The organism is Halomarina rubra (assembly GCF_023699475.1).
Classification (GTDB): Archaea; Halobacteriota; Halobacteria; order Halobacteriales; family Haloarculaceae; genus Halomarina; species Halomarina rubra.
Genome location: NZ_JALXFV010000002.1, coordinates 171,694 through 192,889 on the forward strand (window position 1 = coordinate 171,694; position 21,196 = coordinate 192,889).

Consider the following 21,196-nt stretch of genomic DNA (forward strand, 5'->3'; position numbering starts at 1 on the left):
ACCCGACCTCGAGTTCCGAATCGTTCCCGATCGCGACCTGTTGAACACAAAGCACATTACACCCTCCTTCAGTGTCGAGGCATGGACAGGAACCTGGTCCTCGCCGGCGGCCTCGTCGCGGTGGCGCTGGTCGCCGCCCTCGGGATGGCGGTCGTTCCGGGGATCATCGCGGCCCCACCACAGGACCCCGAACCCCCCAGTTCGCTCGCCGTGAGCGACCTCGCCATCGCGACCGGAGCGGTCACCGGCGAGACGGCGACCTTCCGCGTCGAGACCCGCCTCGAACACCGCCGCGGTCCCGCCGAGAACGTCACCGTCCGGGTGCGTGCGGTCGACGCCACGTCCGGCCTCGTCGCGACCGACGAGACCGTCGACGTCGGCACGCTCGACGGCGACCGCGAGTACGCGGTGGCCGCGAACGTCACCGTCCCGCGCTCGGGTGACTACCGCATCGAGTCGGTCGTCTACGAGGACGACCGTCGCGTCGTCGAGAGCGCACGGTCCGTGGCGGGCGTCGGGTCGCTCGAACCGGCGTACACGCGGAGCGACCTCCGCTTCCACCGGTTCGACGGGCCGATGCCGGCCGTCGAGTTCGAGATTGCCTCCAGCGCCGACAATCGGACCACGCTCACCGTCGACGCGCTGGTGACTAACACCGGCGACGAGTCCGCCGGCGACGTCGAACTGCTGGTCAAGGCCCGGCAGGTCGACTCCGGTATCGTCGCGGACCGGACCCGCGTCGGTGTGAGCGAGGTCCGGCCCGGTCGCACCGCGACCGCGTCGCTGGACCTCACCGTCCCCACCGAGTACAACTACTACCTCGACGCCGTGTTGCTGCGCGACGGCGTCGTCGTCGACACCGTCCGCGCCCCCGCGGCGCTCGACCCCACGAAGACCGTCCCCATGAACCAGACCACCACCGACACCGGCCTCGAAGTGAGCGACTTCGAGTCCGACGACGCACCGAACCGACAGACAGCACCCGCGACCCCCGCCGACGACGGCGGGCAACCCGGCTTCGGCGTCGGCGTCGCGCTCGTCGCACTCGTCGCCACGGCGCTGCTCGCCCGGAGGCGGTCGGCGTGAGCTCCGAACCCTCCGGTGCCGGCGACGGCGAGGAGCCACGACCGAACACCGAGTACCGCGCGCCCGGCACACGGTCGACGCTCGACGGCGACGACCTGCGGACGTACCTGCTGTACGGCGCGCTCGGCGTCTGCGTCCTGCTGGCGCTGGTGGCGACGGTGAACTTCTACGGCAGCGCCTCGTCGGCCATCGACGTCTGGGTCAGCGAGCGCTACCAGCCGTTGTACCAGGCGGCGTTCAACCTCGCGGTCCTGCTGGCCACTGGCGTCGGCATCTCGCTGCTCGTCCACCGACTGTAGTCTCGCTAGTCATACACCCTTTTGTGGCGGGGCCGTGAACTCCGCGCCATGAGCGACGACGACCCCACAGAGGAGACGCCGGAGGAATCGGCGGCGGACGAGGAACCGGCCGACGAGAGCGCGGACGCGGGCGAGGAGAAGTCGTTCCGCGAGCGCGTCGAGGAGATCCGACAACAGCGCGCCGAACAGCGCGAGGGAGAGGAGGGCGAGCGCTCGCCCGAGGAACGTCTCGAAGAGGCGTTCGGCGGCGGTGGCGAGGGCGGCCCCGGCGGGATGGGCGGCGGCAACCCGTTCGCCCAGATGATGGGCGGCATGATGGGCGGCGGTGGCGGGATGGGCGGCGGCCCAGGCGGGATGGGCGGTGGCCCGCCCGGCATGGGCGGCGGTCCCGGCGGCATGGGCGGTCCCGACCCGCGCGAGCAGGGCGACAACGCTCGCGCCAACGAGGAACTCGTCCGCGAGGTCCGGAAGGTCCGCGACGAGGTCCACGACGTGCGCCGCGAACTCGAGCGCATCGCCGACGCGCTCGAAGGCCGGAACTGAGCCGACGACCGCGTTCTTTCCGTTCTCTCGTCGACGAGTAGCGACGCGACTCCGTCCGACCTGGTGAGCCTCAGAAGCTCCCGAGACTCGACTGGAGCGTCCGGTCGTCGGCCCCCTCGCGGAGGTCGTAGCCCAACAGGTCGCGGAGGTCGACGGCGTAGGTCGTCCCGTCGCGGTCGAGCAGTAGCAGGCGGCCCTTCGTCGTCCGGACGGTGCCCGTCAGGAGCGTCTCGGCGACGGGCCGGGCGTCGAGGTCGGTGCCGTAGTCGAACTCGAAACGCTCGATGACGCGGTGGTCCGCGAGAAGCGACTCCCACGCCGCCTCGTCGACGGACTCGTGGAGACCCGCGACCTTCGTCGCGACCCGGACCTGGTCGCCGACGGTCTCGGCGATGTCGGCCTCGAGGTCACGGGCGATGCGTCCGTCGGAGACGGTGTGGATCTGGGCGGCGCGGTCCGCACCCTGCTCGCGCAGGCGGGTCTCCAGTCGCCACGAGCGGGTGACGCCGACCTTGAACACGTCGGGGGCGAACGCGGCGAGGTAGACGGCGTGCTCCTCGGTGGAGTCGGCGTTCGACTGCACCGACCACGGAGTCGTGTGGACGGGACAGTACGGCGTTCGCGGGTCGGAACACGACTCGTGACCCTCGGTCTCGTAGTCGACGCGTCCGGCGCAGTGGCGCTCGCCGAGCGCGTACGCGAGGTCGGTCCCGGGTGCGAGTGACAGACGGCTGATGTCGCCGTCGCTGGCGAGTCGGAGGGCGGGGTCGGCGCGGTCGTAGCCCACGACTTGCACGCTCGGTGGTTCGATTCGAGGGAGCAAAACGCTGTCTCGCTCGCCGTGCGACGTGTGCGCCTTCGTCGCGTGTGAACCGGTATCGAGTGCGAGTTAATGACGGCATAACTGGAAGTAAAGCGATAAGACAAGATTTTTAGCCTCTATTGGGCTACGTAGGACTCGCAATCATGGTCCCCCTCCAACCGGAGACGCAGTACATGGTGGGTATGACAGCGGCCGCGCTGCTCGCCTTCCTCGTCGGTGCTCGCGTCTTCCTCCCCGACTTGCGCCCTATGGCGTTCATCAGAGAGTTCCTCCGAACCGACTGGCGGTACATCGGCCTCGCGTGGGTCGTCACGTTCTGCGTCAACGAACTCGCCCACCGGTTCCACGCCGACCGCACGTTCACGAACTACGTCTACGAACTCGAAGGCCCCGCCGTCGCGACGTTCCAGTCGGTGACGGCCGTCGTCCCCGAGTGGGTAGCGTTCGGGCTGACGGCGTTCTTCACCGTCGCGTACCTCGTCGCCTTCCCGTTCATCGTGCTGTTCACGTACTTCAAACTGAAGGCACACGACGAACAGCAGGCCCGACGCTACGCGATGGCGTACTGTGCGCTCGTCATCCTCGCCGTGCCGTTCTTCCTGCTGTTCCCGGTCGGGATTCCGGGGCTGTACCTGCTGGAAGTGCGGCCGCTGATGCTGGACTTCAACCCCATCATCCGCGCCGGCGTGATGGCGACGGACACGCTCGTCAAGGCGTTCCCCAGCCTCCACACCGGTCTGTCGGTGCTCGCGGCGCTGTACGCCCGCAACGCGACCGAGAAGTACGCTCGGGTCGTCGGCGCGCTGGCGTTCATCATCGTGCTGTCGACGCTGTACCTCGGCATCCACTGGCTGACCGACGCGGTGGCCGCCGCCGTCTTCGCCGCCGGCGTCTACTGGGTCACCCAGCGCGTCGACCCCGACCGGGTCAACCCCATCGCCCGCGGGAACTGACTCGCGCACCCCTTCTACTCGTGACTCCCGCTCGACTGCCGAGCGGTCGTCGTACCGGTCACCCTCGCGTCACCCGATGTCACCGCCGTCCGCGAACGCTTTTGCCCGACTCGTGCGTCGGAGTCCCATGGCCTGCCCGTATCTGGAGTACCGCGACGCGGACGAGGCGCACTCGTTCGACACCGAGCGCGCGTACTGCACCGCCGTCGACGCGTTCGTCCAGCCGATGCGCGCCGACATCTGTAACGACCGCTACGACCTCCACCACGAGACCGACTGCGAGTTCTACCGCGAGGCGGAAGGGCTGTGAGCTACCAGTCGTTCCTCGACGGCGACCCCGCCATCGTCACCGCGGCGCTCACCGGCGGCATCCACGGTAAGGAGGCCAACCCGAACCTCCCCGAGACGCCCGAAGAGATCGGCGAGGCCGCCGCCGCCTGTCGCGAGGCGGGGGCGAGCGTGGTCCACGTCCACGCCCGCGAGGACGACGGCGAGCGCTCCTTCTCGACCGAGCGTTTCCAGGAGATAGACGACGAGATTCGCGCTCGCGCACCGGACCTCGTGATTCAGCACTCGACGGGTGCGACGGGTGCGCCCGACGAGAAGCGCCTCCAACCGCTCCGCACCGACCCCGCCCCGGAGATGGCGAGTCTCGACATGGGGCCGGTCAACCGCTACCACCACCTCACCAGCGAGAACACGCGGGCGACGGTCGACACGCTGTACGACGAGATGGCCGAGCGGGAAATCAAACCCGAACTCGAACTGTTCAACGGCGGGCAGGTGACCGAAACCTACCAGCTTCTCGAACGGCGTGACCTGGCCGACCCGGTCCACGCGACGCTCATCTTCGGGTCCGGCAGTCTGACGCGCCCGACACCCGAAAACTTCCTCGCGCTCATCCACGACCTGCCCGAGGGCGCGACGTTCAACACGCTCGGGTTCGGCCCGCACCAACTGCCGTTCGCGACGATGGGGCTGTTGTTCGGCGGGCACGTCCGCGTCGGGTTGGAGGACAACGTCTACTACCGCCGTGGCGAGCTCGCTCAGAGCAACGCACAACTCGTCGAGCGGGTCGTCTCGGTCGCCGAGACGCTCGGTCGGCCGGTCGCGACGCCCGACGAAGCCCGCGACGTCCTGAACCTCGGGTGAGAGGGCCGGAGTCGGCGCGCTGTCGGGGTGCGCAGGTGACACGCGTGTCACCCGCTGACTGCCGCGTCCGCGGGAGGCTATACACCCCCGGCACGTACGTGAACACGTGACCGACGACATCGCCGTCAGCGCGGACCGACCGGACAGCACCGTCCACGTCGAGGGGACCGACCACGTCACGCTCGTCGGGTCGAACGTCGAGGACACCGTCGCGTTCTACCGCGACGTGCTCGGGATGCGCCTCGTGATGCGCCAGCCGAACCTCGACCGCTCGGAGGTGACCCACCTCTTCTTCGACGCGGGCGACGGCCGCATGGTGACGTTCTTCTGCGAGGAGGACCGCGAGTCCGCCGACGACCAGGACCCCGGCGTCGGCGCGGTCCACCACCTCGCGTTCCGTCTCGACCCGGACCGGTTCCGCGAGACCCGCGAGAACCTGAAGGAGTCGGGACGGCGGTTCTCGGAGTTCGACCGCGGGGCGTTCCACAGCCTCTACACGAAAGACCACAACGGCCTCATCGTCGAACTGGTCGCGGACAAGTTCGTCGTCCCCGACGACCGCCGCGCCGAGATTCTCGCTCGTGCCCACGCCCTGCGCGTCGAGGCGGGCGCGGAGTTCGTCCGCGGCGAGGACCTGCGAGCGGCGCTGGAGGCGCTCGACCTCCCCGTCGAGGCCAACGACCTGCCCGACGCGCCGACCGGGACGGACGTCTCGCCGGAGCGAGACTGAATGGAGGGTCGCTGAATGGAGGGTCGCTGAATGGAGGGGCCACCCGAGGAGTTCGGGTCGGGCTACCGCCTGCTGTCGAGCGTCGTCGTCCCCCGGCCAATCGCGTGGGTCGGCAGTTACGACGCCGACGGCACGCCGAACCTCGCACCGTACTCGTTCTTCAACGTCGTCTCGTCGTCGCCACCGGTCGTCTACTTCGCGCCCGGCGGCACCGGCGAGCACCGCAAGGACAGCGCGAACAACGCCATCGAGAGCGAGGCGTTCACCGTCCACGTCGTCACCCGCGCGTTCGCCGAGGCGATGAACGCGACGAGCGCGACGCTCGCGCCCGAGGAAGACGAGTTCGAACACGCCGACCTCGACCGGGTCGACGCGACCCACGTCGACGCCCCGCGCATCGCGGACGCGCCGGTCGTCCTGGAGTGTGACCTGTACGACACCCAGGAGATCGGCGCACAGACCCTCGTCTTCGGCGAGGTGGTGTACGCCCACGTCGACGACGACCTGCTCACCGACGGGAAGCCGGACGTCAGAGAACTCGACGCGGTCGGGCGACTCGCCGGGAACTACTACGCCAGCACCGACGACCGGTTCCGACTCGAACGCCCGGAGTGAGCGACCGAGACGCTCACTCGGCGGTGATGTCGGCCTCGGCTTCGGGGTCCGCCGGCGGCGTCTCCGGGTCGACGACGCTCCCGTCGAGCCACTCGTCGGCCCAGCACTCGATCTCCTCGAACACCGGTTTGAGCGAACAGCCCTTCTCGGTCAGCGAGTAGAACGTCGCCACCGGCGCGTCCTCTTCGAGTCGCCGGTCGACGAAGTTCGTCTCCTGGAGGTCGTCCAGTACGCGCGACAGCGTCCGTGAGGACGCCCCCGTCGACCGCTTGAGTTCGTTGAACCGTTTCTCGCCGTCCTGCAGGTCGTGCAGGACGATGAGTCGCCACTGCGACCCGATCTGCTCTATCGAGTCGATGACCACACACGCCTCCTCGTTGTACCGCTCACCTGACATCGATGTCACCTGGTGTCCGTTCGTTCGCGAGTCGTTAAAGCAGTTCGGCTGGTAACCAGGTGTACCGATGCAACTACGACGCCGACCGGTCGCCACCGTCGCTCGTGTCACTGCCCGCTCCACGCTATCGACCGAGGTGCGTGCCCGATGACAGACGCCGACGGTCCCCACCAGTCCCAGCAACTCGTCACCGCGGGACTCGACCCCGCCGACGCCGACGTGGCCGTCGTCGCGCTCCACGGCCGCGGCGCGACCGCACGCAGCATCGTCGATTTGGCGAAGCAGGTGAGTCGAGGGCGCGACGACGCGACACTGCTCGCGCCACAGGCCGCCCGCAACACCTGGTACCCCAACTCGTTCATGGCTCCGATGGCGTCGAACCAGCCCCACCTCGACTCGGCGCTCCGGGCGCTCGGCGACGCCGTCGCGACGGCCACGGACGCCGGTATCCCGACCGAGCGCATCGTGACCGTCGGCTTCTCGCAGGGCGCGTGTCTCGCCAGCGAGTTCCTGGCGCGCAACGCCACCCGCTACGGCGGGCACGCCGCGCTCTCCGGCGGCGTCATCGGTCCCGAGGGGACGCCCCGAGAGTACGAGGGGTCGTTCGACGGGACGCCCGTCTTCCTCGGCTGTTCGGACCGTGACCCGCACATCCCGCTCGAACGGGTCCACGAGACCCGCGACGTGTTCGCGGACCTCGGCGCGGACGTCGACGAGCGCATCTACGAGGGGATGGGCCACGGCGTCAACGAGGAGGAGGTCGCCGTCGTGAGCAACATGGTCGACGACCTCTGAACCGCCGACCGTCGACCGTCGAGGGCGGTCCGTCGCCCCCACCGCGACGCCTCGCCTGCGCGTTCGACCGTCGAACCACAACCGGAATACCTCACGGTCACCTATCGACGCTACCGATGGGTGCAGGTCACGGGTCGGGGTTGGCGCTGTCGCTGATGCTCGCGGGGGGCGGGTCGGTGCTCCTCGTGGGGCTTGCGGCAGCGGCGTTCGTCCAGCGGCGCTCCCGGTCGTACCTGCTCGTCTTCCTCGCGCTGGCGACGCTGCTCGTCCGCAGCGCCACCGGCCTGTTGATGGTCAACGGACTCGTCGACGACGCGGTCCACCACACGCTCGAACACGGTCTCGACGTGGCGCTCGTCGGGTTCCTCCTCGTCGCCGTCTACACGGTCCGCTCCGACCGCACGCGAGCGACGGGTGAGCGCCGATGAGCGACACCCGCAGTCGGGTCGCCGAGCGCGTCCACGCCACCCCCGGCATCCACTTCAACGAACTCGTGCGGGTGCTGGACCTTGCGCCCGGCCAGGTGCAGTACCACCTCGACCGCCTCCGGAAGACCGACAGCGTCGCCGAACTCCGCCTCTACGGGCGGACGCACTACTACCCGCCGTCGTACGACCCCTGGGAGCGGCGGGCGCTGGCGTTGCTCGCCCGCGAGACGGCCGCCGACGTCGTCGCCGTGTTACTCGACGAGCGTCGGGCACGACCCGCAGACGTCGCCGAGACGGTCGGCATCGCCCGGAGCACGCTGGAGTGGCACCTCGGCCGCCTGGTCGAACAGGACCTCGTCCGGAAGGAGCGCGACGCGCGCAACCGGGTGACGCTCGTCCTCGCTCGACCGGAGGAGACGGCGTGGCTCCTCCGCCGGGCGACCTCGTCGCTGCCCGGCCGTCTGGTCGACCGGTTCACCCGCCTGGTCGACCGCCTGCTGGAGGAGTGAGGCGGGCGGACGGTGGGGCGGTGTGACACGCGCTCCGTCCCGAACGCCGGCGTTCGACGGTCGCACCACAACGCCCTTTCCTCCGAATCACCGAGTACGAACAATGAGACGACGGACGTTCCTCCAGGCGGGTGCCGGGGTCGCGGGCGCGGCGTTGACCGCTGGCTGTCTCGGCGTGTTCGAGACGCAGGCCGCCGGCATCCCACCGATTCCCGAGAACCGCCCCGACGGCGTCTACATCCCCAGCCACGAGGAGGGGATGGGGATGCCGGGGATGGGGATGGCCGGCGACTACAAGTTCGGCCTGATGTACAGCTTCGCCCACCGGTTCTGGAACGTCAACGGCGACACCGTCGAGAAGACAGGTGTCGAGTCCAGCGGCGCGGACGCCGTCCACCTGATGGCGTCCGTCTGGGACCCCGAGACGAAACTCGCGCTCCCGGAGACCGGCCTGAGCGTCGACATCACGAAAGACGGCGACCCGGTGGGCCAACAGGAGGTCATCTACCCGATGCTCAGTCAGGTGATGGGGTTTCACTACGGGGCGAACTTCGAGTTCGACGGCGACGGCGTCTACGAGGTCGAGGTGAGCGTCGGCGGGATGAGCACGCGTCGGACCGGGGCGTTCCAGGGACGGTTCGCCGACCCTGCGAGCGCGACCATCGAGTTCGATTACAGCCGCCAGCGCAAGGACAACCTCTCCTTCCAGATTCGAGACGACGCGGGCGAACCGGGGGCGCTCGAAGCGAACACGATGATGATGGAGGCCGACTCGACGGCACCGGCCGTCGAGGACCTGCCGGGCCGCGTCGTCGGGGAGGGCAACAGCAACGACGCCGTCCTCGTCGCGACGGTCCTTGACGCCCCGCCCGAGGGCATCGACGAGGACGGGGCCTACCTCGCGGTGTCGGCACGGACGCCGTACAACCGACTGGTCGTCCCCGCGATGGGCCTCACCGCGACGGTCGGTGGCGGTGGCGACCCGACGTTCGACGGCGACCTCGTCCGGACGTTCGACCCCGAGTTGGGCTACCACTACGGCGCGACCGTCGACGGGGTCGACGCCGGCGACGAGGTGACACTGTCGGTGACGACACAGCCCCAGACCGCCCGCCACGAGGGCTACGAGACGGCCTTCGGCGGCCTGATGGGCGGGATGCCCGACGTCACGTTCACCGCGCAGTAGTCCTCGCTCGGTGGCCGTCTCCCCGCTCCGTTCACTCCTGCGGCGTGTAGACGCGCTCGATAGCGAGCAGGTCGCCGTCCTCGAACTGGGCCTCGTAGACGTCCGGCGTCGTCAGTTCCTCGCGCCAGAACGTCACGTCGAACCGGTCGTCGTAGCGGTTCAGCGTTGCCGTCAGTAGTTGGCCGTGTGTGCCGACGGCGACGGTCTCGCCGGCGTGGCGGTCGAGAGTACGCTCGACGGCCGCGACGCCGCGGGTCTGGGCCTCGTCGCTCGACTCGCCCGCCGGCCACGCGAACGACCAGTCGTCCCACACCGCGCGCACGGCACTCTCGAACGTCTCGCCGATGGTCTCGACGGGGCCGTCGGTCAACGCTCGCTCGCGGAAGCCGTCGTCGCGTTCGACGGCGAGGCCTCGACGCTCGGCCAGCGGTTCGACGGTCTGGACGGCGCGTTCGTATGGGCTGGAGACGACGGCGTCGACGGTGTGGTCGGCCAGTTGGTCGGCGACCCGTTCGGCGGCCGCGTAGCCGCTCGCGGACAGCGGTCGCTCGGCCTCGCGGTTCGGGACCCACGGCGAGTGTGCGTGGCGGACGAACAGGAGCGTGGTCACCCGTGACGGTTCCGCGGTCGGTGGGTTAGTCGTCCCGGTTCGACTCGGTGGTGACGACTCGTCTCGCCCGCGTCGCCGCCCGACTCACGGTGGCGGTGAGACCGTGTACTCCGGCCCGACGCATACCCTGAGCGCGAGCGGTTCGGTGTGGATGGCGAGTCGGTCGTGGTATCGCGACTCGCCGTCGAGGCTGAACCCGATGGGGTCGCCGTCGGTGCTGCTGATCTCCAGTTGGGCGGCCTGCGTGTGGAACACGTTGTCCGTCGTCCGCCCGAGGACGCGCTGGATGAACGCTTCGGCGACGATGCTCCCCGCGGGCATGTGCTCGATGACGACGACTTCCAGTAGGCCGTCTTCGAGGTCGGCCTGCCCGCCCTCCTCGACGAACCGCCGGGAGTTACCGACCAGCGCACAGAGCGCGTCACCCGACCACGTCACCTCCTCGCCGTTCGAGATAGCGGTGAGGTCGATGTGCAACCCGTCGAACGAGGCCGCCTCCTGGACGCCGTTGGCGAGGAAGGCCAGCGACCCGAAGCGCTCTTTCAACTCGCTGGACGTCGAGACGCTGGCGTCGGCGACGAGTCCCGCGATGGAGGACATCACGAACGGTTCGCCGTCGGCCATCCCGACGTCCACGCGCCGCCGCGCTCCGGTCTCGACGACGTCGAAGGCGTGTTCGGCGTCCCGGATGCCGATGTTCGTCGCGAAGATGTTCTCGGTGCCGACCGGGACGACGGCGACGGTGGTCCGGTCCAGGGCGTCGGCGGCGGCGAGTCCCGCGACGACCTCGTGGAGCGTCCCGTCGCCGCCCGCGACCGCGAGCAGGTTCACCCCCTCGTCGGCGGCGATGGTCGCGAGGTCTGTCGCGTGGCCTTCGCCCTGCGTCTCCTCGACGTGGTAGTCCCGTTCCTCGGCGAGCGACCGGACGTGGTCGGTGTGGTCTGCGCTCCCGCTCGTCGGGTTGAGGACGAGCCACCGCTGGCCGTCGGTCTGGGGCATCGCGCCGCCGACGGCCTCGTCGGCGACCGATATCGCCGTCTCCTGCATTGGTAGCCACTTCGCGCGCCGAGACGGATAACTACGCGGATACCGATTCGATTTGCTATCGTGGTATACGATTTACGACCCGTAACGGTTTCCCGGGGCGGCCGGTACGAGCGACCATGCTCACAGGCGAGTTGGCCGTCGAGACCGGCGACAGCGTTCGGTTCCACTACACGGTCGAGAACACGGGCGAGGAGGCGGTCGAGTTGACGTTCCGCGACGGCGGGCACGCCGACTGTGCGGTGTTCGACGGCGAGGAGGAGGTGTGGCGCTGGTCGGCGGGCCGGATGTTCACGCAGGCGATCGGTCACGAGACGCTCGCGCCGGGCGACACCAGCGAGTTCGGCTTCGAGTGGGACGCTCCCGCCCCTGGCGAGTACACAGCGCGTGCGGAACTCCGGGCGCAAGAAGAGGCGTGCGAGTGCGAGACGACGTTCTCAGTCGAGTGAGGCGAGTAGCTGGTCGGTGACCTTCCGGACGGCCTCGTCGGAGCCGTACTCGGGTTCGAAGCCGGTCGCGAGCAGTCTGTCGATGGGGAGGAAGACGACCGGGATGTCGCCGGTCCAGCCCCGGTCGCCGCCGGTGTACTCGTAGTCGGGGTCCAGCCCCATCTGCTCGCTGACGATGTCGGCGATGCGGTTGACGTCGGTCGTCTCGCGGGTGCCGAGGTTGAAGACGTTGTGTGCGTCGTCGGTGTGTTCGACGACGTGGCGCATCGCGGCGGTGCAGTCCGTGACGTGCATGTAGGACTTCTCCTGTCGCCCGTTGCCGAGGATGGTGAGCGTCTCGGGGTTCTCGTCGAGTTTCTCGACGAAGTCCGGGACGACGCCCGCCCCGAAGCGCGGCCCGACGATGTTCGCGAAGCGGAACGTCCAGACGGTGAACTCGTTGGAGTGGGCGTACACCGAACAGACCGCTTCTTCGGCGAGTTTCGTCGCACCGTAGCTGCTGATGGGTTCGAGCGGGCCGTACTCCTCGGGGGTGGGTTCGCCGGCCTCGCCGTACACCGTACACGAGGAGGTGAACGCGAGGTTCGTGACGCCGACCTCGTCCATCCGTTCGAGGACGTTGTGGGTCATCCGCGTGTTCGCCTCGAACTGCCGTCGCGGCGAGTCGGTGTCGACGTACTTGTCGGCCGCGGCGAGGTGGAACACGGCGTCCACGTCCGGGGTGATGGCGCTCGCCACGTCCCGTTCGTCGAGCAGGTCGCCGTCGACGAACGTCGCGTCGTCGGGGACGCTGTCGAGTCGGCCGTTCGAGAGGTCGTCGACGACGACGACGTCGTTCTCGGTGGCGAGGTCGCTCGCCAACTGCGAGCCGATGAGTCCCGCGCCGCCCGTGACGACGAGCCGTTTGTCCGCGAGTTGCATGCGTGCGCTCGTCGGAGACGGGGCAAGTGCCTTCCGCTCGCCGGCGAGCGCGGAGTCGAAACCCCTTCCCGCCGCGACGCGAACGCGCGCTATGGACGAACACGAGGTGTGGGTGCTCAGACTGGGCCACCGCCCGGGCCGCGACAACCGCATGACGACCCACGTCGGCCTCACCGCGCGGGCGCTCGGTGCCGACCGCGTGCTGCTGGCCGGCGACGCCACGAAGTCTCGCGACACCATCGAGGACATCACCGACCGCTTCGGCGGCCCGTTCACCGTCGAACAGACCGACGAACCCAACCGCGTCGTCCGGGAGTTCCCCGGAACGGTCGTCCACCTGACGATGTACGGCCTGCCCGTCCAGGACGTCGAAGCCGAGATTCGCGAGGCGCACGCCGACGAAGCCGTCCTCGTCGTCGTCGGTGCGGAGAAGGTGACGTTCGACGTCTACGAGGCCGCCGACTACAACGTCGGCGTGACGAACCAGCCCCACTCCGAGGTCGCCGGCCTCGCCGTCTTCCTCGACCGACTGTTCGATGGCCGGGAACTCGACCGCGAGTGGACCGACGCGGACCGACGGGTCGTCCCCATGGCGACCGGCAAGAAGGTCGTCCCCACCGATTCGGAGGAGTAAGCCGTTCTCGACCCGTTCTCCGAACGACGAGCGACGGCGTCGGTCGACGTGCCGTGAATCGGATACTGCTATACGAATCTCCCGGCGACGTGTCCGACCAGCGCGACTCGCGGGCGGCCTCGTGACACCTGTGGGTCGTCACCGGTAGCATGCCGTACTGAAACATCCTTCAGCACACGTATTTCACGGCGACCGTCCAACGCCCGGGTATGGAATCGGACACACACGAGTACGACGCGGTCGTCTACGACCTCGACGGGACGCTCGTGCGCCTCGCGGTCGACTGGGAGGCCGCTGCCGAGCCGATCAAGCCCATCGTCCGCGCTCACGGGGGCGACGCGTCGGCCGACGACGCGCTCGACCTGCTGCCCGTCGCCGAATCGCTCGGCGTCGCCGGCGAGGTCGAACCGCACCTCGCGCGCGCCGAGCGGGCCGGCGCGGCCGACGCCGAACGCCTCCCGCTGTTGACCGAGTTCGTCGAGGCGGACGTTCCGGTCGGCGTCTGCTCGCTCAACTGCGAGGCGGCCTGCCGGGAGGCGCTGGGTGCCCACGGCGTCACTGCCGAGGTCGTCGTCGGTCGTGACACCGTCGCCGAGCGCAAACCGCACCCTCGGCCCCTGCTGACGGCCGTCGAGCGTCTCGGGGCCAGTCCGGCGACGACCCTGTTCGTCGGTGACTCCGACAGCGACGCCGTGACCGCGCGACGGGCGGGAACCGCGTTCCGTCGCGTGTGACTCCCGACGACACCGAGTCGGACCCGTCGCGCGACGGTGTGCCGACCGACGAGATGCTGTCGCCCGAGGAGGCGTTCGCGGTGCTCGGGAGCGACCACCGCATCGCGATGTTGCGCGCGCTCGGCGAAGCGGACGGACCGCTCGCGTTCTCGGACCTCCGGGCGGCCGTCGGCACCCGCGACAGCGGCCAGTTCAGCTACCACCTGAACAAACTCGTCGGCCACTTCGTCCGGCAGACGCCCGACGGCTACGAGATTCGGCGGGCGGGCGAGCGGGTCATCGAGGCGGTCCTCTCGGGGGCGGTGACCGAGTCGCCCGTCCGCGACGCGACGGCGGTCGACCGGCCCTGTCACTACTGCGGCGCGCCCGTCGAGGTCCGGTACCACGAGGACCGAATTCGCGTCCACTGTACCGACTGCGAGGGTATCTACGGGGCCGACGAGCGGGCGGACGGCAACGGCCACCTCGGAACGCTCCCCCTGCCGCCCGCGGGCGTCCAGCACCGAACCCCCGCGGAGTCGCTCCAGGCGGCGTACGTCTGGGGTGAACTCACCGGGATGGCGTCGGCCAGCGGCGTCTGTCCACGGTGTTCGGCCGTCCTCGACGAGTCGGTCTCCGTCTGTGCGGACCACGAGGCGCGCTCCGAGCCGTGTGAGGAGTGTGTCGAACGGTACGCCGTCGGAATCCACTTCGAGTGCACGAACTGTATCTACGACCGCGGCGGTGCGTTCGGGGTGAAACTCCTCACGAACACCGACCTCCTCGCGTTCCTCACCGCTCGGGGCATCAACCCGGTCGAACCGTCGGCACGGTCGGCCATCGGCGCGATGGTCGACTACGAGGAGGAGGTGCTCTCGACCGACCCGTTCGAGGCTCGGTTCACGTTCGCGGTCGACGGCGACACGCTCTCGCTCCGCGTCGGCGACGACCTGGCCGTCGTCGAGACGACGGTCGATGAAGCCGGCGGCGAAGCACGCCGTGACTGACTCCGACCGTCGGGCCGACGGCTCTCGCGACGCTCGGTCGTCGTCCTACCCGTCTTCCCGACCGATGAGCGTCCAGCGGTGGCGGACCGTGCCGTCGGGGTGGCGCACGCGCGCGACGTGGTAGACGTACCGACCGCCGAGTGTGCCGTCCTCGCCGCGGTGGCGCTTGTGTACTTCGAGGTAGCCGTCGCGTTCGTCGACGCGGACGACCTCCTCACCCTCCTGTGGCTCGACGGTCGGAAGCGGCTCTTGACGGGCGCGCAACAGCTCCTGCGCGTAGACGATGGCTTCTCGCAGGTCGTGGCCGTCGAGACCGCGGAGCGCGTCGGCAGCGTGGGTCGGGAGGTCCTCGGGCGGTGTCGGCTCGTCCATGCGGATAGTTGCCACTCGTCGGACAAAAACCGTCTCCCCGCTCCGGTCCGGTCGGGGCCGTCGCGTCGCGGGCCGCTCGTCGTCCGTACGGGCGACGCTGTGGCCGGTAGGCCCGCGAGAGCGCAACCTTTAGGCACGAGTCTCGCGCACGTTTCCGTAATGGCTTTCGAGGAGCTTCTGAACGACCCCGTCATCCAGAAATATCTTCACGAACTGGTCGGACCGACGGGGATGCCGGTCGCTGCTGCACCCCCGGACGGGGAGGTGACCGACGAGGAACTGGCCGAGGAACTGGGACTCGAACTCAACGACGTCCGCCGTGCGCTGTTCATCCTGTACGAGAACGACCTCGCGTCGTACCGCCGGGTGCGCGACGAGGACTCGGGGTGGCTGACGTACCTCTGGACGTTCGAGTACGACCAGATCCCCGAGGTGCTCGAATCGGAGATGTACCGCCTGCTCGACGCGCTAGAGTCGCGTCGTCAGTACGAGGCGGACAACGAGTTCTACCTCTGCCCGGAGGAGTCCATCCGCTTCGAGTTCGGCGAGGCGATGGAGTTCACCTTCGAGTGCCCCTCCTGTGGGGCCGACCTGGAGTCGATGAGCAACGACCAGCTCGTCCGCGCGATGAACGAGCGCATCGAGCAACTCCGCGACGAACTCAACGTCGAGTCCCAGGACGAGGCACCGGCGTAGATGGTCGTCCTCGCGACCAAGCTGTACGTCGAAGGTGACGCCCGCGAGCGAGCGCTCGACAGCCTCCGCTCGCTCGTCGGCAACGACCTCGCGGACCTCGACGTCGAGTGGACACTCGGACTGCGCGACGACGACTTCCCGTCGGTGACCATCGACGGTGAGGATAGCGTCGTCGCGCGCAACCTGCTCCGCGAGGAGTGGGGAGCCATCACGCCGAGCTTCGAGGCCGGCGAGGAGTACGTCGGGACCCTCGACCGCTGGGACGAGGAGGGGTTCGTCCTCGACGCGGGCGAGCGCGTCCGCATCCCCGCGAGCGAACTCGGTCTCGGTCAGGGGTCGCCCATCCAGATTCGCAAACGGTTCGGGCTGGTCCAGCACCTCCCGATGCGGTTCGTCTACGACGAGGACGCGCCGCGCCTCGCCGACAGCGAGCGCGACCGCCTCTACGACTGGACGCGCGCCGAGACGGGTCGCCTCAACGTCAACAGTGCGACGCGGGCGGAGGTCCGCGCGACGATGAACCGTGCGGGGCACGCCCAGGACGTCGTCACCGTCGAACGCCTCGGTCTGCTGGAACAGTCGGTCGTCTGCACCGAGGGGACCGACCCGCCGGGGCTGCTCGCCAGCGTCGGCGGGTACCTCCCCGCCGAGCTGCTCTGCGTGGTCCCATGAGGCGGACGCTCGCGCTCTGTCTGCTCGCCCTCCTGGCGGTGAGCGCGGGCTGCACCAGCCTGTTCGGGCCCGGCGAGTTGAGCGACGACCAGTTGAACGAGAACACGACGTACGACGACGTGTGGAACCGGACGACGACGGGCGACCAGCCCCCGAGCGTCTACATCGACGTCCGGACCGACGACTACCGCGCCGTCTACGACCTCGGCGAGAACCGCACGACGCTCGACGTGTACGGCCGGACCGGGTTCGGCCTCGAACGGCCGCTCGACGTCAGCGGTCTCCGGTTCCGGTTCGACAACGGCACCGTCGTCAGCCCGGCCAACCACTCGAACTTCACCGTCGAGCAGGGGCGCGAGCAGTTGACCATCACCGTCCCCGAGGAGAACGGGTCGCTGGCGTTCACCGCCCCGAAGGGCGGCAAGTCGTTCAGCGTCCCGGCGTTCATCCAGGACGTGTCCTACGAGGCGGCGTTGCCGCCCGGCGTGGACGTGGCGGTGCCGCTGCTGTCGAACGTCGACCCGAGTCCCACCCGGACGTTCGACGAGGCCGGTCGGACCCACATCTACTGGGACTCCGTCTCCCGTGACGTCTCGGTGCGGTACTACCTCGACCGCGACCTGCTCATCTTCGGGTCGCTTGCGGGCCTGCTCGTCGTCGCGGGCGTCGTCGGAGGGGTCTACTACCTCCGGCAGATCCGCGAACTCGAACGCCGCCGCGAGGAGGTCGCACTGGACGTGAACCGCGAGGAGTAGCGGTCCCCACGCTCCACCGGTCCGCCCCCGCTCGGTACCACGGTTCGCCACCCGCGACCCACGGCGTTTTACTCGTGCCACGCCAACCCCGAGCCATGCGTGTCGCGGTGGTGACCGTCGGTGACGAACTGCTCGCCGGAGAGACGGTGAACACGAATGCGAGTTGGCTGGGTGAACGGCTCACGGCCCGCGGTGCGAGCGTCGAGCGCGTCGTGACGCTCCCCGACCGCGAGGGCGACATCGCCCGCACGGTCAACGAGTACCGCGCGGAGTACGACGCCGTCGTCGTCACCGGTGGTCTCGGCCCGACCCACGACGACCTGACGATGGCCGGCGTCGCCGCTGCCTTCGGCGTCCCGCTCGAACGCAACGAGGAGGCTCTGGAGTGGCTCGAAGCCGAGGGCGGCTACAGCAACGAGGACCTCGCGAGGGGCACCGCGGACCTCCCGAAGGGTGCCCGTCCGTTGCACAACGAGGTCGGCGTCGCTCCCGGCTGTGTCCTCGGCTCCGTCTACGTGCTGCCGGGCGTCCCCGGCGAGATGAAGGCGATGTTCGAGGCGGTCGTCGACGAGTTCGAGGGCACCGTCCTCCACGTCGAGGCGGTCACCGTCGCCGAACCCGAGAGCGCGCTGGTCGAGCGCTTCGAGGCGGTCCGCGACCGGTTCGACGTGACCGTCGGGAGCTACCCCGGCGAGAACGTCACCGTTCGACTCCGGGGGGAGGACCCCGAGGAGGTCGAGCGAGCGCTGGCGTGGCTCGCGGAGCGCTCGGAGACGGTCGAGGAGTGAGTCGGCGGTCCCGTCGGTGCCTCAGCGCGTGAGGTAGGCGACCCAGCCGACGAGTAGGAGGAGGCCACCGATGCCGACTATCCACCCGGACGCGTCGATGAGACCGGTCTGGACCCCTTCTTGCAGGAGTGCGTTCATGCAGTACGGTTCCGTTGGCGGTCGTATAAGCGTTGATACCCGTCGCGACCCAGTCGCCGACCACGCGTCCGTCGTCCACCGGCGACGCTTTGGGCGTCGCGCCGGAACTCCCGACCGTGAGACGCATCGGATTCGTCGTCAACCCCGTCGCCGGGATGGGTGGTCGTGTCGGACTGAAGGGCACCGACGGGATGGTCGAGGAGGCCCGCGCCCGCGGCGCAGAACCGCGCGCTCCCGAGCGCGCCCGCGAGGCGCTCGATGCCCTCTCGAACGCCGCGACCGGCCCCGTCGAACTGCTGACGTGGGGCGGCGAGATGGGCGAGAGCGAAGCCGACGCCGCGGGCCTCGACTACGAGGTGCTTGGTCGCCCCAACGCGGACGAGACCGACGCCGACGACACGCGGGCGGCGGTCAGGACTATCCTCGATGCGGGCGTCGACCTCCTGCTGTTCGCCGGCGGCGACGGCACCGCCGTCGACGTCGCCGAGACCATCGACGCGACGGGGAGCGACACGCCGATGCTCGGGGTCCCCGCCGGCGTCAAGATATACTCCTCGGTGTTCGGCGTCACCCCCCGCTCTGCGGGTCGCATCGCCGCGACGTTCGACCGCACCGAGGAGCGGGAGGTCAACGACATCGACGAGGCGGCGTACCGAGAGGGGGAGGTCCGCACCGAACTGAAGGCCATCGTCTCGGTGCCCGTCGCGAGCGAGGTCCAGTCCTCGAAGCAGTTGGGCGGCGGGAGCGTCGAGGCGCTGGCGGCCGGCGTCGCCGCGGCGGTCGAACCGGGCGTCACCTACGTCCTCGGGCCGGGGAGCACGGTCGGAGCCATCAAACGCGACCTCGGGTTCGACGGGTCGCCGCTGGGCGTGGACGTCTGGCGCGCGAGCGAGGACCCCCGCGGGGACGACCCCGGCGAACTGCTCGTCCGCGACGGCAGCGAGCGGGAGATCCTCGACGCGCTGGGCGAGGAGAACGTCGTCGTCGTCTCGCCCATCGGTGGCCAGGGGTTCGTCTTCGGCCGTGGCAACCAGCAGCTCTCGCCCGACGTGATCCGCCGGTGCTCTGTGGTGGTCGTCGCCTCGCCGTCGAAACTCGACACCGTCGGGGAACTCCGGGTCGACACGGGCGACCCCGACCTCGACGAGGAGCTTCGCGGGTGGCAGAAGGTCCGTGTCGGCCGGTTCGAACATCGATTGCTAAAGACCGTGTGAAATCCTGCCCCTGATACGCATTCCCCTCTGAGGAAGCATCTTGAGATATCCTTAAGGTCGGGCGAGACGGTACGGCTACCATGGAAACGCGGAAAGTCCAGCGGCTAGGGCCGTCGACGCTGGCGATGACGCTCCCGGCGGAGTGGGCGAAGGCCTACGACGTCGAGAAAGGGGACGAGGTGTCGATTCGCATCGGCGAGAAAGGGATGCTGACGGTGATGCCCGAGTCCGTCCAGCAGGAGGAGTCGGAGGCGACCATCCACGCCGACAGCCTCGACGCCGACGCCATCGAGCGCGCCATCGTCGCCCAGTACGTGCTCGGCCGGCGGGTCATCCACATCGAGGCACCGGAGGGCGAGAGCCTCGACAGCGCGACCATCAACGCCGTCTACAACGCCGAGACGCAGTTGATGGGGCTGGGCGTCATCGAGGAGCGTCCCGAGCGCATCGCCATCCGCTGTAGCGTCGACCCCGAGGACTTCACGCTCGACAACCTGCTCGAACGCCTCGAATCGACCGGGTCGACGATGCGCAACGAGGCTATCAAAGCCCTCGCACACAGCAACCCGGACCTCGCACAGCGCGCGCTCAACCGCGAGCGCCAGGCGAACAAGATATTCGTCCTCCTCCTGCGCCTCATCTTCACCGCCTACCAGAACCCGAACCTGACGAGCGCGCTGGGACTGGACGACGGGTTCGCGCTCATCGGCTACCGCTCCATCGCGAAGAACCTCGAACTCACCGCGGACAACGCCGAGGACATCGCCGACATCGCGCTGTCGGCGGAGGGCCACACCCTCGACGTCGACGACTCGACGATGCGCAAGATCCGCGATTTCACCGACAGCGTCAACGAGATCACGGAGAAGGGCGTCCGAGCGGCCGTCGAACGGGACTACGACCTCGCCATCGAAGTTCGCCGCCTGTTCAGCGAGATCAACGACCGCGAACGCGAAATCCTCAACGACCTCCCCGAGATGTCGAACGACGACCTGCTCGAAGTGCGCGAGGTGCTGGTGAGTCTCGCCCAGACCGCCCAGTACGCCGTCCGGAACGCCGAAATCGCAACGAACCTCGCGCTCAACGCCGAGAGCGAGCACGTCACCATCGAGTGAAGGCGACGCGGTCGGCCTGTTTCTCATTGCCCGTTTCGGTACTACGTTCGGTTCGCGTTCGTGCTGGGGTCGAAGCGGTACCCATACCGAGAGGGGAGTGGTCGTCGGACCAGCGACGGGTCAATCGTCACCGGTCGAGGCTCCCTTCGCCGCACACAGTGGGTTCTCCGAGACCATCGTGCAGTCGAAGTCGGACGACTCGGCGAAGAAGCGCACCAACAGGTGGCGTCTCGACCCCGAGACGCGGGTGACGTCGCTCGCGGCGAAGCGGTCGGGCAACGCGTCGTAGGTGGCACGCAGGTCCGTCCGGGAGTCGAACACCACCTCGTTACCCGCCGACTCGGCGCGGCGACGGGCGACGACGACGCGGCCGTCGCCGCGGCGCTCGTAGCGGGTGTGGACGAACGCGCGCCGTTCGGTCAGCGCGTCGGCGATGCCGTCGGCCAGTTCGCGAGCGGCGACGGGAGAGAGCGAGTAGGTGTCGCCGTCGATGGTGACTTCGACGACGCTGTCGGTCCGGTCAGTGGAGAACGCGACCAGGAGTGTGGGGGC

29 protein-coding genes are annotated in these 21,196 nt (G+C 69.1%); 22 read left to right on the forward strand and 7 right to left on the reverse strand.

All coding sequences use genetic code 11. From position 1 onward, the window contains the following. Window positions 1-81: 81 nt before the first annotated feature. Genes M1L36_RS02050 through M1L36_RS02060 form a run of 3 tightly spaced genes read left to right on the forward strand, consistent with a single transcriptional unit; the run spans window position 82 to window position 1,928 of the window. Window positions 82-1,086: a DUF7490 domain-containing protein gene (locus M1L36_RS02050; RefSeq protein WP_250872051.1), complete on the forward strand. Its 1,005-nt coding sequence runs from the start codon at window positions 82-84 to the stop codon at window positions 1,084-1,086. Further along, on the forward strand, window positions 1,083-1,385 hold the full coding sequence (locus tag M1L36_RS02055; RefSeq protein ID WP_250872052.1) for a DUF8060 family membrane protein: 303 nt from the start codon (window positions 1,083-1,085) through the stop codon (window positions 1,383-1,385). Before M1L36_RS02050 ends, M1L36_RS02055 begins: the two co-directional genes overlap by 4 nt. A 48-nt stretch (window positions 1,386-1,433) precedes the next feature. Continuing rightward, window positions 1,434-1,928 (forward strand): hypothetical protein, encoded by a 495-nt coding sequence (locus M1L36_RS02060; RefSeq protein ID WP_250872053.1) that lies wholly within the window; start codon window positions 1,434-1,436, stop codon window positions 1,926-1,928. A 70-nt stretch (window positions 1,929-1,998) separates the two neighbouring features. Here the strand turns inward: M1L36_RS02060 and M1L36_RS02065 are convergent, their stop codons facing one another. Further along, window positions 1,999-2,724, reverse strand: coding sequence for a DUF2797 domain-containing protein (locus tag M1L36_RS02065; RefSeq protein WP_250872054.1), 726 nt, complete (start codon window positions 2,722-2,724; stop codon window positions 1,999-2,001). Between the two features lie 170 nt (window positions 2,725-2,894). On the opposite strand from M1L36_RS02065, the gene M1L36_RS02070 reads away from it, so the two are divergent. From M1L36_RS02070 to M1L36_RS02090, 5 genes are all read left to right on the forward strand, one after another. After that, a complete protein-coding gene (locus tag M1L36_RS02070) occupies window positions 2,895-3,704 on the forward strand; it encodes a phosphatase PAP2 family protein (RefSeq protein WP_250872055.1) in 810 nt (269 codons plus the stop codon). Between the two features lie 127 nt (window positions 3,705-3,831). Continuing rightward, window positions 3,832-4,014 (forward strand): hypothetical protein, encoded by a 183-nt coding sequence (locus M1L36_RS02075; protein ID WP_250872056.1) that lies wholly within the window; start codon window positions 3,832-3,834, stop codon window positions 4,012-4,014. Next, entirely contained in the window at window positions 4,011-4,856 is an 846-nt protein-coding gene (locus M1L36_RS02080) for a beta-keto acid cleavage family enzyme (RefSeq protein ID WP_250872057.1), read from the forward strand. Before M1L36_RS02075 ends, M1L36_RS02080 begins: the two co-directional genes overlap by 4 nt. A gap of 106 nt (window positions 4,857-4,962) precedes the next feature. After that, window positions 4,963-5,586, forward strand: a complete 624-nt coding sequence (locus M1L36_RS02085) for a VOC family protein (protein WP_250872058.1) — start codon at window positions 4,963-4,965, stop codon at window positions 5,584-5,586. A gap of 30 nt (window positions 5,587-5,616) precedes the next feature. Beyond that, complete coding sequence (locus tag M1L36_RS02090) at window positions 5,617-6,201, forward strand: flavin reductase family protein (protein WP_250872059.1); 585 nt, start codon at window positions 5,617-5,619, stop codon at window positions 6,199-6,201. Window positions 6,202-6,214: 13 nt separating this feature from the next. Here the strand turns inward: M1L36_RS02090 and M1L36_RS02095 are convergent, their stop codons facing one another. Beyond that, window positions 6,215-6,598, reverse strand: a complete 384-nt coding sequence (locus M1L36_RS02095; protein WP_250872651.1) for a winged helix-turn-helix transcriptional regulator — start codon at window positions 6,596-6,598, stop codon at window positions 6,215-6,217. Window positions 6,599-6,745: 147 nt separating this feature from the next. Here M1L36_RS02095 and M1L36_RS02100 point away from each other — a divergent pair, with 147 nt between their 5' ends. From M1L36_RS02100 to M1L36_RS02115, 4 genes are all read left to right on the forward strand, one after another. Next, window positions 6,746-7,393, forward strand: a complete 648-nt coding sequence (locus M1L36_RS02100; RefSeq protein WP_250872060.1) for an alpha/beta hydrolase — start codon at window positions 6,746-6,748, stop codon at window positions 7,391-7,393. A gap of 116 nt (window positions 7,394-7,509) precedes the next feature. Continuing rightward, complete coding sequence (locus M1L36_RS02105) at window positions 7,510-7,821, forward strand: DUF7471 family protein (RefSeq protein WP_250872061.1); 312 nt, start codon at window positions 7,510-7,512, stop codon at window positions 7,819-7,821. Next, window positions 7,818-8,330: a winged helix-turn-helix transcriptional regulator gene (locus M1L36_RS02110; protein ID WP_250872062.1), complete on the forward strand. Its 513-nt coding sequence runs from the start codon at window positions 7,818-7,820 to the stop codon at window positions 8,328-8,330. The genes M1L36_RS02105 and M1L36_RS02110 overlap by 4 nt, the downstream gene beginning before the upstream one ends. A 103-nt stretch (window positions 8,331-8,433) precedes the next feature. Continuing rightward, window positions 8,434-9,516: a DUF7350 domain-containing protein gene (locus M1L36_RS02115; RefSeq protein ID WP_250872063.1), complete on the forward strand. Its 1,083-nt coding sequence runs from the start codon at window positions 8,434-8,436 to the stop codon at window positions 9,514-9,516. Between the two features lie 31 nt (window positions 9,517-9,547). On the opposite strand, the gene M1L36_RS02120 is transcribed toward M1L36_RS02115, so the two are convergent. Together M1L36_RS02120 and M1L36_RS02125 are read right to left on the reverse strand one after the other, a co-directional pair. After that, window positions 9,548-10,126 carry a histidine phosphatase family protein gene (locus tag M1L36_RS02120; protein WP_250872064.1) on the reverse strand — a complete coding sequence of 193 codons (579 nt, stop codon included), beginning with the start codon at window positions 10,124-10,126 and terminating at the stop codon, window positions 9,548-9,550. Window positions 10,127-10,210: 84 nt separating this feature from the next. Then, window positions 10,211-11,173 (reverse strand): diacylglycerol/lipid kinase family protein, encoded by a 963-nt coding sequence (locus M1L36_RS02125; RefSeq protein ID WP_250872065.1) that lies wholly within the window; start codon window positions 11,171-11,173, stop codon window positions 10,211-10,213. 116 nt (window positions 11,174-11,289) lie between these two features. Between M1L36_RS02125 and M1L36_RS02130 the strand changes: the two genes are divergently transcribed. Then, window positions 11,290-11,619 carry a BsuPI-related putative proteinase inhibitor gene (locus M1L36_RS02130; protein ID WP_250872066.1) on the forward strand — a complete coding sequence of 110 codons (330 nt, stop codon included), beginning with the start codon at window positions 11,290-11,292 and terminating at the stop codon, window positions 11,617-11,619. On the opposite strand, the gene M1L36_RS02135 is transcribed toward M1L36_RS02130, so the two are convergent. Beyond that, window positions 11,608-12,540 (reverse strand): NAD-dependent epimerase/dehydratase family protein, encoded by a 933-nt coding sequence (locus M1L36_RS02135; RefSeq protein ID WP_250872067.1) that lies wholly within the window; start codon window positions 12,538-12,540, stop codon window positions 11,608-11,610. The two genes, M1L36_RS02130 and M1L36_RS02135, sit on opposite strands and share 12 nt — an antisense overlap. Window positions 12,541-12,631: 91 nt before the next feature. Between M1L36_RS02135 and M1L36_RS02140 the strand changes: the two genes are divergently transcribed. From M1L36_RS02140 to M1L36_RS02150, 3 genes are all read left to right on the forward strand, one after another. Next, complete coding sequence (locus tag M1L36_RS02140; protein ID WP_250872068.1) at window positions 12,632-13,174, forward strand: tRNA (cytidine(56)-2'-O)-methyltransferase; 543 nt, start codon at window positions 12,632-12,634, stop codon at window positions 13,172-13,174. 209 nt (window positions 13,175-13,383) lie between these two features. Beyond that, window positions 13,384-13,908: an HAD family hydrolase gene (locus M1L36_RS02145; RefSeq protein WP_250872069.1), complete on the forward strand. Its 525-nt coding sequence runs from the start codon at window positions 13,384-13,386 to the stop codon at window positions 13,906-13,908. Then, window positions 13,905-14,894, forward strand: coding sequence for a DUF7351 domain-containing protein (locus tag M1L36_RS02150; protein ID WP_250872070.1), 990 nt, complete (start codon window positions 13,905-13,907; stop codon window positions 14,892-14,894). Before M1L36_RS02145 ends, M1L36_RS02150 begins: the two co-directional genes overlap by 4 nt. 45 nt (window positions 14,895-14,939) lie before the next feature. Here the strand turns inward: M1L36_RS02150 and M1L36_RS02155 are convergent, their stop codons facing one another. Continuing rightward, complete coding sequence (locus tag M1L36_RS02155; protein ID WP_250872071.1) at window positions 14,940-15,266, reverse strand: hypothetical protein; 327 nt, start codon at window positions 15,264-15,266, stop codon at window positions 14,940-14,942. A 159-nt stretch (window positions 15,267-15,425) separates the two neighbouring features. Here M1L36_RS02155 and M1L36_RS02160 point away from each other — a divergent pair, with 159 nt between their 5' ends. The 6 genes from M1L36_RS02160 (at window position 15,426) to M1L36_RS02185 (ending at window position 20,644) form a co-directional block, all read left to right on the forward strand. Then, on the forward strand, window positions 15,426-15,962 hold the full coding sequence (locus tag M1L36_RS02160) for a transcription factor (RefSeq protein WP_250872072.1): 537 nt from the start codon (window positions 15,426-15,428) through the stop codon (window positions 15,960-15,962). After that, window positions 15,963-16,634, forward strand: a complete 672-nt coding sequence (locus tag M1L36_RS02165) for a DUF2110 family protein (protein ID WP_250872073.1) — start codon at window positions 15,963-15,965, stop codon at window positions 16,632-16,634. Next, complete coding sequence (locus tag M1L36_RS02170; RefSeq protein WP_250872074.1) at window positions 16,631-17,389, forward strand: DUF5803 family protein; 759 nt, start codon at window positions 16,631-16,633, stop codon at window positions 17,387-17,389. Before M1L36_RS02165 ends, M1L36_RS02170 begins: the two co-directional genes overlap by 4 nt. Before the next feature lie 95 nt (window positions 17,390-17,484). After that, window positions 17,485-18,177, forward strand: coding sequence for a competence/damage-inducible protein A (locus M1L36_RS02175; protein ID WP_250872075.1), 693 nt, complete (start codon window positions 17,485-17,487; stop codon window positions 18,175-18,177). 254 nt (window positions 18,178-18,431) lie between these two features. Continuing rightward, on the forward strand, window positions 18,432-19,529 hold the full coding sequence (locus M1L36_RS02180) for an ATP-NAD kinase family protein (protein ID WP_250872076.1): 1,098 nt from the start codon (window positions 18,432-18,434) through the stop codon (window positions 19,527-19,529). An 80-nt stretch (window positions 19,530-19,609) separates the two neighbouring features. Continuing rightward, entirely contained in the window at window positions 19,610-20,644 is a 1,035-nt protein-coding gene (locus tag M1L36_RS02185; RefSeq protein ID WP_250872077.1) for a phosphate uptake regulator PhoU, read from the forward strand. 120 nt (window positions 20,645-20,764) lie between these two features. Here the strand turns inward: M1L36_RS02185 and M1L36_RS21715 are convergent, their stop codons facing one another. After that, window positions 20,765-21,184, reverse strand: a complete 420-nt coding sequence (locus M1L36_RS21715; protein WP_439954811.1) for a DUF7528 family protein — start codon at window positions 21,182-21,184, stop codon at window positions 20,765-20,767. Window positions 21,185-21,196 lie beyond the last annotated feature (12 nt).